We start from the raw sequence: 12,153 nt of genomic DNA on the forward strand, positions 1-12,153 counted from the left end.
ATTGTCCCAAAATCAATGTAGGATAAGTTGAAGGATCTATCAGTGGAGGTGTGTTCAGTCAGCTAAAGATTTTATATTGGTAGTTGTTAGTCAGTTGCTTTGACTTGGGAGTAAGTGGCAGATTCAGTCAAATTCTCAGATAAAGACGGTAATCAGGAGTTTAACATTCAAAAAAGCCACCGTGAAAGTAGCGCTGGCTTTTTGAGTCAGAGACAGATTAACGCGCTGAATTTTTGCCTAATTATTCTGTGTCCTGAGATTTAGTTCCTAAAAGCATCTATCGGCAGTTACTGACTTGGCAATCCTTCACTTTAAAGCTGATAGGTAGTCTCATATAAAAACCCTATAATCCAAGAGGCGTCATGGTTTTGTCGGTTAGTGAACGGACATTTACACAAGAAGTTTTAGAATCTCCTATTCCTGTTTTAGTTAATTTTGAAGCACCTTGGTGTGGCTTGTGTCGGATTATCCACCCATTATTGTTGCAATTTCAAGCCCAATGCGGGGAGGAAATTAAATTAGTTACAGTTAACGCCGATCAAAATTTTAAATTGTCTACTACTTATAGGCTAAAATCACTACCCACTTTACTATTGATTGAAAATGGCACTATTGGCGATCGCTTGGAAAGCTTTCGCGGCACAGAAGATTTACGTCTAGCTTTAGAAGGCATTAAAGCCAGATACAGCAGTTGCCCCAAAATTTACAAAAGTTCAAAAACAGTGGACTTAGAGTATCGGTCAGCTTGATGGGCATTGTGAATGGGGCACTTGTACTGAGCGTTGTCGAAGTATGAGGCATAGGGCATAGGGCATAGGGCATTGTGAATGGGGCATGGGGCATGGAACTAATGACCAATGACAAATGACCAATGACCAATGACCAAATCTAAAGCCATGCTTAACACCCCACCCAATCATCATTGGGTGGGTTATTTTTATCCTAAAGGGTGTGTGTCACAATTATTAACAGTTCCGACACGTTAGTTAAGAATTCTAAAAGTAGGCGTCAGTGATGGAAGTAATCTATCAGCATGCCTGGCTGATTCCAGTATTACCTCTTTTTGGGGCAATGCTGGTCGGTCTAGGATTAATCTCGTTCAATCAGGTGACAAACGGCTTACGGCAGCTTAACGCTGTGGTGATTATCTCCCTGATGGGAGCAGCTATGGGGCTGTCGTTTGCCTTGCTATGGAGTCAAATTCAAGGACACGCGACTTATAACCGCACCTTGGAGTGGGCAGCAGCAGGTAATTTTCACCTGAACATGGGCTACACTATTGACCACCTGACAGCCCTAATGCTGGTGATTGTTACCACGGTAGCCTTCTTAGTCATGGTTTACACCGATGGCTACATGGCTCACGATCCCGGTTACGTGCGGTTTTATGCTTATCTGAGTTTGTTTGGTTCTTCAATGTTAGGTCTGGTACTCAGCCCCAACCTAGTACAGATTTATATATTCTGGGAACTGGTTGGGATGTGTTCCTACTTGCTGGTCGGCTTTTGGTACGATCGCAAATCAGCAGCCGATGCCGCTCAAAAAGCCTTTGTCACCAACCGCGTCGGTGACTTTGGTCTATTACTCGGCATTTTGGGGCTGTACTGGGCAACAGGAAGCTTTGAATTTAATGTTATGGGCGATCGCCTGTCCCAACTAGTCCAATCAGGTTCTATCAGCAATTTTCTCGCTATCCTGTTTGCGATTTTAGTTTTCTTAGGGCCAGTGGCGAAATCTGCCCAATTCCCCCTCCACGTCTGGCTACCAGATGCAATGGAAGGCCCCACCCCCATTTCTGCCTTGATTCACGCGGCAACGATGGTGGCAGCAGGTGTTTTCCTGATTGCGCGGATGTATCCAGTATTTGAACACGTTCCAGCAGCAATGAACGTGATTGCCTTTACTGGGGCGTTTACGGCGTTTTTGGGGGCAAGCATTGCGATTACTCAAAACGATATTAAGAAAGGCTTGGCTTACTCCACCATTTCCCAACTCGGTTACATGGTGATGGCAATGGGAATCGGTGCTTACAGTGCTGGACTATTCCACCTGATGACCCACGCCTATTTTAAGGCGATGCTGTTCTTGGGTTCAGGTTCAGTAATTCACGGCATGGAAGGTGTTGTGGGTCACGATCCCGCCTTGGCGCAAGATATGCGCTTGATGGGCAGTCTCCGAAAGTATATGCCGATCACGGCAATTACCTTTTTGATTGGTTGCTTGGCAATTTCTGGGATTCCGCCCTTTGCTGGCTTCTGGTCAAAAGATGAAATTCTGGGCAAAGCTTTTGAAGCTAACCCACTCCTCTGGTTCATTGGCTGGCTAACTGCCGGGATTACGGCTTTCTATATGTTTAGGATGTATTTCTCGACATTTGAAGGTGAATTCCGGGGGAATAACGAGAAAATCAAGCAAAAACTCAAGAAGGCGGCAGCGACAATTGTCCTGGAATTAGAATCAAAAGAACCAGCCCCGAATTTTGGGCCTGGGGCGATGAAAAAAGGAGAATTGGCTGCCACTGGTGAACACCATGACTCCCACGACTCCCACGGGGATCATAGCGATTCTCCTCACGAGTCGCCGTGGACAATGACTCTACCGTTGGCACTGTTAGCTGTGCCTTCGATTTTGATTGGTTTGCTAGGAACTCCCTACGCCAATTATTTTGAAGAGTTTATCTTTCCTCCTAGCGAAACTCTGACCGAAGTTATAGAAAAAGCTTCCGAGTTCAATCCGACGGAATTCTACATCATGGCGGGTGCCTCAGTGGGAATTTCCTTGATTGCAATTACCTTAGCTTCGCTGATGTATTTGCGAGGGAAAATTGACCCAGCGGCGATCGCTGCTAAAATCAAACCACTTTACGAGTTATCCCTCAATAAATGGTATTTCGATGACATTTACCATCGCGTTTTTGTCCTCGGCTTGCGTCGTCTAGCTAGACAAGTTATGGAAGTTGACTTCCGTGTTGTCGATGGTGCTGTTAACCTCACAGGCTTTTTTACCCTTGTCAGTGGTGAAGGTCTGAAGTACCTAGAAAACGGTCGCGCTCAATTCTACGCCTTGATTGTCTTTGGGGCTGTTTTGGGCTTAGTGATTGTCTTTGGTGTCACCTGATTTCTGTAGTGTCAACTGCGACAAGCAACTGGCGGTTAGTTAGAAACCGCCCTTTCTACCTGAAGTTGATTTAGGAGCCTAATTTAGACTCCTTTTTTTTTGGCTGATAGTCAGCAATTAAAATAATTCATAATTTGCTCTAGGCCATCAACGAAAATCGGCGGGAATCCCATCCCAACAAGAGGGGTGTCCGGGATAGCCGCCCGCCTTTCCATTGTCATTAGTTATTAGTCATTAGTCATTGGTACTAATGACTAATGACTAATAACTAATGACTTAGATTTCCCCCCGGCTTGAAGCTGGGGGATGAGTTAAGGTAATATTCTTGCTTTGCCTTGTGTCCCAATTGTAGCAGTAGCTCTTTTTTGAGGAAATTTTTGGCTCGTGCTAACTGACCTGGGTAGTTTTGCCTGCAATGCTATACTAATTACCCAACGGGATATCTAGAACTATTTTCTGGAAATGCGCTCTAAATCTACAATAATGAAGATAAGGTTCGCCCTCACTGCTTATTAACCTGCTGACCTAATTGTTACCGATTCTACATGTGGGAAAATTGGGTTCACCGGCAGTTCCTCCTAGTTAAAAATCAGAGTCTAATGGCGTAAAATTACCTTCACTCTAGACAATCAAACACCTGTAGTTTCCACGCCACTTGACGCCAGTCCGCTCAAGTCGGGAGACCCGCCCACGCGGCTGGCTCCTCCACTTAGCGAGACCCCAAGACCCAACGGGAAAGGCAGTCCCCCAGACGCTCGTTCGCCCTTGGCGTCTCCCTTTGGGAGAAGACTCGCTCTCCGTGGTGCTATCGACGGGAACCGCCATCGCGCTTCGCGTCTCCCCTTCTCCCAAAGGGAGAGGCTAACGCCAAGGGAGAGGACGGGGGCTGCCTCACCGCAGTGGCTCCCCTGCATAGCGCTTTTGGGTAGTATGGATTCTCTAAAACCCAGCTTCTCAAAAACCCGTCGCGTAATTACCTAGCGGGGCTAAATTTTAATCAGGCGTGCAATCTGAAGTTTGGTTAGGTGAAGAGACTTGAACGCAGGCGAACTCTGAGAGCATCGTGCAGTGAGAAGTTCGGATACGCTCAGAGTTGTCCGTGAGTCGGCTTCCTTGCAAAGGAACTGCGGAAGTAGTTCCCCGCTCTTGCTGGGTCGGGCTTCTTTTCCTTAGAACTGAGGAAGCTTTGTCTCAGGGTAATTCGTTTCCAGCTTGTTTCTGTAAGCCGTGAGGGTATACAGAAAAGAACCAGATTAAACAAAAAATGATGTTTTGACCAAAGGTCGGTTCACTGCATGGAATTTTCAATCGCTACACTCCTGGCCAATTTCACCGATGATAAATTGGTAGCTCGGAAAGTTTTAGAAAAGAAACTTGGCTGTGAAGATGAAAAAAGTTTACAAAAACTTCACATTGCCTTAGATGTTCTCGAAAAAATCGGTCTTTTGGTGAAAGAACGGGGCAAGTACCGCCGTGTCTCAGAAGAAGGAATAATCGAGGCAAAACTGCGTTGTTCTAGTAAAGGCTTTTGCTTTGCTATTCAAGATGTGGAAGGAGCTGAGGATATTTACATCCGCGAAAGTCATCTGAGTAATGCTTGGAATGGCGATCGCGTTTTGGTGAGAGTTCTCAAAGAAGGCAGTCGCCGTCGCTCTCCGGAAGGGGAAGTGAAGCTGATTCTAGAACGTTCTAACCACACATTACTGGCACGAATTAAGCAGGTAGAAAGCGGTTTCCGGGCTGTGCCTTTAGATGATCGATTGCTGTTTGAACTCAAAATCCAACCTAACGGGGCAAAGTTGGAAGACGCGATCGATCACCTGGTTCATGTGGAAGTTTTGCGTTACCCCTTGGCACAATATCCTCCCCTCGGTCGAGTTGTGCAAATTCTCGGCAGCGATGCCGAAGCGGCTGCTGATATAGATTTAGTTACGTGCAAACACGACCTTTCCCGGACTTTTCCAGATAATGTCCTAGAAGCAGCCGTCAAGTTACCCAAAAAGCTGCTGAAAGCAGACCTGAAAAATCGCTTAGATTTACGTAATTTGTTTACTCTCACCATTGAAGGGGTAAATGGCGGCGACACCAAAGTTGTAGAAAACGCTTTTAGTTTAGAAAAAAACCTAGCCGGAAATTGGCTTTTGGGCGTTCATATCACCGATGTTTGTCACTATGTCCAACCTGACGAAGCCCTAGATAGAGAAGCATTCAAACGCGGCAAATCAGTGTATCTAGGAGAATTGGTGCTGCCAATGTTGCCCCCAAGTGTGGCAGAACGCTGTTCTTTAGTACCTGGGAGCGATCGCTTAACTATCTCTTTTTTAATTACAATTGATCCCCAATCGGGACAAGTGCTGGAGTGGGAAATTCAATCCAGTGTGATCAATGTAGAAACGGCACTGAGTACTGAACTTGCCCAAGCAATTCTTACAGGTGAAGCTAAAGATCAATCACCACAGGTTTCCCAAATGCTGCAAGACCTCCAAGCCTTGCAAAAAGCTGTCAAACAGGTACGTTTGACTCGTGGTAGCCTCCAGTTGAATCTGCCGCCCAGTCAAAACGCCTACTATGATGAGGGGATTCTAGGGACTGTAGCGGTGAATGATTTACCAGTGCGATCTCTACTCACGGAATTGGTGCTGCTAGTTAATCAACTGACTGCAACTCACTTAAATGCTCTTGGTGTTCCCGCCATCTGGCGAGTCCAAGGCACACCCGATGTCGAAGATGTCCAGGAAATGCTGAAATTGGCAGTCAATTTAGGCGTTGACCTCACACTAGATCCAGAAGTCGATATCCAACCCTTAGATTATCAGCATTTGACCACAGCTTTTGGGGAATCTCCCTCGGAGCAAGTTCTGACATACTTGTTACAAGATACACTTAAGGCATCGGCGTACAGCACCACCAAAGGATCTCACTTTGGTCTGGCATTACCGCAATATGTTCACTTTAGCGCTCCCTTGCGGCGTTACCCAGATTTGCTCATGCAGAGAGTGTATTACACGCTACTCGAAAACGGGCGTGATCGCCGCAATACCCGTGTGAGAGAGCGCGTTAACCTGCGCCACTCCTCCAGCCACGAGGAAATTAACTGGAACGTTTTACCCCCAGAATTGCAACAAGAACTCCAAAGCGATTTAACTAGGGTAATTGTCCAAATCAACGACCGAGAAAAAGAAGTCCAAGAAGCTGAAGCCGATTTAGCCGGACTACAAAAAGCCCAACTGATGAAGCAGCGCATCGGTCAGGTATTTCAAGGCGTGATTACTGGTGTCCAATCCTACGGTTTCTTTGTGGAAATTGAAGTACCAGCAGCTGAGGTGGAATCCAACAGTAATCCGGGTGTGCCTTTGCGCGTGGAAGGATTGGTACACGTCAGTTCTCTTAAAGATGATTGGTATGAATATCGCGCCAGACAACAAGCACTATTTGGTCGCAAAAATCGCGCTTCCTATAGACTGGGCGATCGCGTCGCCGTGCAAGTTAAAAGTGTCGATTACTACCGTCAGCAAATTGATTTGGTAACAGTTGGCAGCGATGGTCTAGCCAAAGGTTCAACTGGCAATGGTTCCCATGATGAGCTTTCAGACCTCTACTTACCAAATGATCTTGAGTCTGATGACCTAGACTCTTACTCGGAGGATGAGTAAAATCCAGTAAAAGTTGCGTGTCAAATAACACTAAGCCTTTAATTTTAGGCGTATCGGGCGCATCTGGTCTGATTTACGCTGTTCGCGCGATCAAATTTTTGCTAGAAGCGGAGTATAGTATTGAATTGGTTGCCTCTAAATCAACTTACATGGTTTGGCAGTCAGAACAGGAAATTCGGATGCCACCAGAACCAACTCAACAAGAACAATTTTGGCGAGAGCAAGCTGGAGTGGCACTTTTGGGGAAACTGCGCTGCCATCCTTGGAGTGATATTGGAGCCGGGATTGCCAGTGGTTCCTTCGCCACTCTGGGGATGATGATCATTCCATGCAGCATGAGTACAGTGGCAAAGCTAGCGGTTGGCTTGAGTTCCGATTTACTAGAACGGGCAGCAGATGTCCAACTCAAAGAAGGGCGAAAGCTGGTCATTGTTCCTCGTGAAACGCCTTTTAGCCTCATCCACCTACGTAACTTAACCTCTTTAGCAGAAGTTGGAGTTAGAATTGTCCCCGCTATTCCCGCCTGGTATCACAATCCCCAAACCATTGAGGATTTAGTTGATTTTGTAGTTGCCCGTGCTTTAGATCAACTAGATATTGACTGCATCCCAATTCAGAGGTGGCAAGGTCGTCGCTAACGCCCTGAGTGGATTGATCATAAATTTCACAATCGTCTTAAAAGGGTAATCATAGAGATGGCTGTTAGTGTCAGTAGTCAGTCAAGAATAATCAGACTCATAACTGATAGCTGACAACTGATAACTGACCACTGATAACTGACAACTGACACAATTGCTATGGCTGTAATTCGCTTAATTCTATTGGTGGCGGTACTAGGAGGACTAACGCTGTTATTACTCCAAAATTGGTCTCCTGCCATATCGCTAGTATTTTTGGGCGTGCGAACTCAACCATTACCACTAGCGATATGGATTTTGTTCAGTACTGCCACTGGTGCTTTCACATCTATATTGATTGCTACTTTGTTTAACTTATCCAATTATTTTGTGGGAGGACGACGCCAAATTCCTAACAAAGCAAGCGCGACTTCACCTCGTGCAAAGGCAACCCGGAGAGAAGAACCTACATCTGGCCCTGCCAGTCCTCCACCACCTGCTAGTAAAAAACAAGAGCCTAGCAGTGATGTATTTGATGATTGGGAGACAAATAGCAATAAAGATGATGATTGGAACTTTGATGAAAAGTCAGAGTCAGCGCCTAACCCTAATCCTCAAACTCAACAGCCTAGAGACTCAACAACTTACGAACCTCAATCAGAAGCCAAAAGCAATTCTCAATCTGGTTCAGTTTATTCCTACAGCTACCGTGAGCCAAAAAATACGGCTGCGGGAAAAACTGAATCAATTTACGATGCTGATTATCGAGTAATCATTCCCCCTTATCAGCCACCGACTACCAATCAAGCGGATGATGATTGGGAATTTTTTGATGATGATGATGATGATTTTGAAAATGATGGTAAACGCCCCCGTCGGTGAGATGTAGCAGGCTACGTCTCTACTTGATGCCACACCGCTCTCTAGACTCCTGCTTGACCTCACCAGTCATCGCAGCTTCCTGCAAAGTCATGAAAGCATTAAAATCTTCCAAGCCATAGCGGGTAGTCAACAGTTGTCGTAGTTGATTTTCAGCTTCCACTGTCAAATAGCCAGTTGCTAAGGCTTTTTGTACAATGTCACGAATTCGAGTCATAGTTGATGCCTCATTCATCCTACTATTTATTAATTCAGGCTTATTGGGGTGAAATATGCAGTAGTTTTTGTGTCAAAACTTCAAATTTGCATTATTTTTTGGGCGATCGCAGTAGATTAGTCATTATTTATACCTTTATCATCAAGATTTAATTGCTCAGTGCTTGTCATAACCCAACTTTTAGAATAACCACAATGTGCTCTTAGAAACAAAGTATTTTGTATACTTAAAATTACCCACCAGAGTAAAAATCCGAATTATTTAGATAGACAGAACTTGTTTGAATAAAGTTTCAAACAAGTTCTGTTAATTTTTTCATCAAGTCTAAAAATACCTAAGCAGCAATTGTCAAGTCACCTAAAGAAAGTTATTAAATTTGTTATAAATTTAGGGTTTATTATGTATGTTGATTTCACAGAAGAATTGTTAATCTATTGCCTGAGTTACTTTAAATACATTAATAACAGTAATCACGGCATTTAATATAATTAAAATAGAAGATGAATTTGTCGGAACTGAAAATAATTGGGAGTTATAAAAGTTATACGTAAATTTTATTCTGCAAAGGAAAAAGGCTTATATGATACTATCGCTCCATGAGTAAACTCAAGAAATTAGTGGAGCAATTTCTCAAGCAGCCTCCAGAAGTGCAGTTTCAGGAAGTACGCTATTTATTAGAAGCTTTTGGCTTTAAAAAAAAAGGTCTAAGGGTAGCCATCATAGTTTTCGAGACTCCCAAGCTAGAACGATCACTATACCCAAAACTGGGGGACAAAAAGTTAAAGGAGTTCATGTTCAGCAAATAGTTGAACTATTAAATTTAGAAGAGTGGATTGATGAAGACACTGAACCAGAAGAACAAGCAAATTGAGAAGCCGTCCCTAGAATATTATTTAAATCTTCACTATCCTGTAACACTTTAGTCATACATAATAAAGTGCGTTAGTCAAGCCCAACCCAGGCATTGCTTGAATAGGCATATATGAGTCATTCAGTTTATAATTAGAAACTGTGACTCAAAACTCACAATTGGAGCGAAGTAACTGGTGAGCAGTTTATTACAAGGAGTCAACCTGTACTTAATTGGCATTATGGGCGTTGGTAAGACGACAGTAGGGCGCTTACTGGCAAAAGAACTAGGTTATGGGTTTGTGGATACCGATAATGTCATTGCCCAAGCAACAGGTAAATCTATCAATCAGTTATTTGCACAAGTTGGTGAAGCCGAGTTTCGCCAGTTAGAAAGCGACGTACTTTCACAAGTTTGTGCTTTTACAAAGTTGACTATTGCAACTGGTGGGGGCATTGTAATGAGGCGAGAAAATTGGGGTTACTTACACCACGGTTTGATAGTGTGGCTAGATGCGCCAGTGGAGATAATTTACAGCCGTTTAGCTGAGGATACCACAAGACCACTGCTGCAAGATGTTGATCCTCAAGGTAAATTGCGATCGCTCCTCGAACAACGAACACCACTTTACTCTCAAGCCGATTTGCACATCATCGAGCGAGAGGGAGAAACACCTGAAGACGTTGCCCAGCGAGTACTTGAGGCAATTCCTACCGTTCTCAAAACACAAGTTTCTCATTAATCGGGAATATTAGACCTCTTGCAAAAGTTGAACATCCGCCCGAAAATAAATTTTCTTTTCTTATAGCTCAAATCGGTTTAAACCGACATCTTGCACCATTCTCAATTAGCACTATCGCCCGCCCAGAACTCAAGTTCTGGGCTGATAGCTCAACTCCACGCTTAGTGGACTCAAACTTTTGCTCAGTCTTCTTTAGAAGACTTTAGCTATTAGCCTCAGAATTCATTCTGAGGCGGTTGTTGGAACTGATGCAAGATATCAGTCGAAAAAGAAACCTAAAGAATTGTTGTTGAAGTAAAGAGTTTTGTCGGGCAATCTGACGTAAAAGATTTGGAGCAAGCATTAGGGCAGTATGTCCTGTATCGCCAAATCCTGAATGAAATGGGGAGCGATCGCAGAAAATAGAATTTATTTTGTTTACAATCCAGTAGATGAGGTGATTGTACAGTGGATAAACTCTCATTAAGAAGACTTAAATTACCAAATTTTGCGAATTACTATAAGCTAACTTCTTCGCGTCTTTTTGCGCTTGTTTTGTGTGAACCAACTGCAAACTCACCAATCCAAATCTCCATCACAATCTTCAATAGGAGTAGCCACCCCTTGTTTAATAGATTCTCGCATTCCAGGGATAGATAATAAGTAAAGAGTTTCCTGAATAGCAGACCAGTCTTTTTCAGCTAGCAGAATCGCGGTAATGCGATTGCCTTCAATGTACCGCAGTACGGTTATCAAAATTCTTTGGAAATAGCTCAGAGTTTTGGTTAAACCTCCAACAAACTTGGGAACTTTATCACGTATTAAAGGAAGAAGAAGAGGAACTAAAAACTATATTGCAATTCAGAACTACGTGATAAATTGCATTTCCACCCACCACACAATAACTCCAAATATCACTGTTTATTCAGTGATTACTAAAAGAGAGAAACCAGTTTTCTATCGGTGATATATTGAAAATAGTGGTGTAGTTTTTGAGAGAAACTGCGATATCTCTTGACTCGCCGCTACGCGTCTGGCCATCCAAACAAAATAATTTGTGAGTGATACCTATATAAAAAGCTTATTTTTGCTCTTGGCAGCTATAAGACATTGTTGCAGGTTACAAAGTCTTCTACACTGACTTAAATAGGTTTTAACTCTTAACGGCGGCTCCTCATGACGGTCAACGATTCTGAATACATCAGGCAAGATGAAGCCACTCGTGTGCGTGTACTAAGCGAAGCACTACCTTATATTCAACAATTCGCCGGTCGCACTGTTGTTGTCAAATATGGTGGCGCAGCGATGAAAGATAGCACACTCAAAGACAAAGTTATCCGCGATATTGTATTTTTATCCTGCGTGGGCTTGCGTCCAATTGTAGTCCACGGCGGTGGCCCAGAAATTAACAGTTGGTTAGATAAGCTGGGCATCGAACCACAATTTAAAAATGGTCTGCGAGTCACTGATGCCGCCACAATGGATGTGGTGGAAATGGTTTTAGTTGGTCGAGTCAATAAAGAAATTGTCTCCCTGATTAACCAAGCTGGAGGCTTGGCTGTAGGACTTTGCGGCAAAGACGGTAATCTATTTACAGCCCGTCCCCAAGGTCAAGAAGGCATCGGTTTTGTGGGGGAAGTCAGTAATGTGAATATCAAGATTTTGGACACCCTCGCTAGCAATGGCTATATTCCGGTAGTGTCCAGCGTCGCCGCAGACGAAACGGGACAAGCTTATAATATTAACGCCGATACTGTAGCTGGAGAAATCGCTGCTGCACTAGGAGCAGAAAAGTTAATTTTACTGACCGACACCAGTGGAATTTTAAAAGATTACAAAGACCAGTCTACTTTGATTCCAAAAGTAGATATCCGCGAAGCCCGCGAGTTGATTGCCAATGGTATAGTTAGCGGTGGGATGATTCCCAAAGTAAGTTGTTGTGTGCGATCGCTTGCTCAAGGAGTCCGTGCAGCACACATCATTGATGGTCGCATTCCTCACGCTCTATTACTAGAAATCTTTACTGATGTTGGGATTGGGACAATGATTTTAGGTTCGCAGTTTACCTCCTAGAGACGCTGGTTATCTTTAATGAAGGT

The 12,153-nt window shown here is 43.9% G+C and carries 10 protein-coding genes and 1 pseudogene; 9 read left to right on the plus strand and 2 right to left on the minus strand.

The genetic code is table 11. From position 1 onward, the window contains the following. The first annotated feature begins 362 nt into the window (after window positions 1-362). The 5 genes from HWQ38_RS17200 to HWQ38_RS17220 all read left to right on the plus strand — a co-directional run bounded on the left by HWQ38_RS17200 (window position 363) and on the right by HWQ38_RS17220 (window position 8,269). The gene (locus HWQ38_RS17200; RefSeq protein ID WP_292795551.1) at window positions 363-749 is read left to right on the plus strand and encodes a thioredoxin family protein; all 387 of its coding nucleotides are present in this window, start codon (window positions 363-365) and stop codon (window positions 747-749) included. 265 nt (window positions 750-1,014) lie between these two features. Continuing rightward, window positions 1,015-3,117 (plus strand): NAD(P)H-quinone oxidoreductase subunit 5, encoded by a 2,103-nt coding sequence (locus tag HWQ38_RS17205; RefSeq protein WP_292795553.1) that lies wholly within the window; start codon window positions 1,015-1,017, stop codon window positions 3,115-3,117. Between the two features lie 1,295 nt (window positions 3,118-4,412). Next, a complete protein-coding gene (locus HWQ38_RS17210) occupies window positions 4,413-6,770 on the plus strand; it encodes a ribonuclease R family protein (protein ID WP_292795555.1) in 2,358 nt (785 codons plus the stop codon). A 17-nt stretch (window positions 6,771-6,787) separates the two neighbouring features. Beyond that, a complete protein-coding gene (locus HWQ38_RS17215) occupies window positions 6,788-7,408 on the plus strand; it encodes a flavin prenyltransferase UbiX (protein ID WP_292795557.1) in 621 nt (206 codons plus the stop codon). A 159-nt stretch (window positions 7,409-7,567) separates the two neighbouring features. Beyond that, window positions 7,568-8,269: a LapA family protein gene (locus HWQ38_RS17220; protein ID WP_292795559.1), complete on the plus strand. Its 702-nt coding sequence runs from the start codon at window positions 7,568-7,570 to the stop codon at window positions 8,267-8,269. A 19-nt stretch (window positions 8,270-8,288) separates the two neighbouring features. On the opposite strand, the gene HWQ38_RS17225 is transcribed toward HWQ38_RS17220, so the two are convergent. Continuing rightward, entirely contained in the window at window positions 8,289-8,483 is a 195-nt protein-coding gene (locus HWQ38_RS17225; protein WP_292795562.1) for a hypothetical protein, read from the minus strand. A 596-nt stretch (window positions 8,484-9,079) separates the two neighbouring features. Between HWQ38_RS17225 and HWQ38_RS17230 the strand changes: the two genes are divergently transcribed. The 3 genes from HWQ38_RS17230 (at window position 9,080) to HWQ38_RS40500 (ending at window position 10,480) form a co-directional block, all read left to right on the plus strand. Next, complete coding sequence (locus HWQ38_RS17230; RefSeq protein WP_292795564.1) at window positions 9,080-9,289, plus strand: hypothetical protein; 210 nt, start codon at window positions 9,080-9,082, stop codon at window positions 9,287-9,289. Window positions 9,290-9,529: 240 nt separating this feature from the next. Beyond that, a complete protein-coding gene (locus tag HWQ38_RS17235; protein ID WP_292795566.1) occupies window positions 9,530-10,075 on the plus strand; it encodes a shikimate kinase in 546 nt (181 codons plus the stop codon). Between the two features lie 282 nt (window positions 10,076-10,357). After that, entirely contained in the window at window positions 10,358-10,480 is a 123-nt protein-coding gene (locus HWQ38_RS40500) for an element excision factor XisH family protein (RefSeq protein ID WP_366933313.1), read from the plus strand. Window positions 10,481-10,630: 150 nt separating this feature from the next. On the opposite strand, the pseudogene HWQ38_RS17240 reads toward HWQ38_RS40500, so the two are convergent. Then, window positions 10,631-10,768: pseudogene (locus HWQ38_RS17240) on the minus strand (type II toxin-antitoxin system prevent-host-death family antitoxin); the annotation flags it as partial. Between the two features lie 462 nt (window positions 10,769-11,230). Here HWQ38_RS17240 and argB point away from each other — a divergent pair. Next, window positions 11,231-12,127 (plus strand): acetylglutamate kinase, encoded by an 897-nt coding sequence (gene argB, locus HWQ38_RS17245; protein ID WP_292795570.1) that lies wholly within the window; start codon window positions 11,231-11,233, stop codon window positions 12,125-12,127. Window positions 12,128-12,153: the final 26 nt, after the last annotated feature.

This window comes from Nostoc sp. NMS7, from assembly GCF_017115085.1.
In the GTDB taxonomy this organism is placed as follows: Bacteria; Cyanobacteriota; Cyanobacteriia; order Cyanobacteriales; family Nostocaceae; genus Nostoc.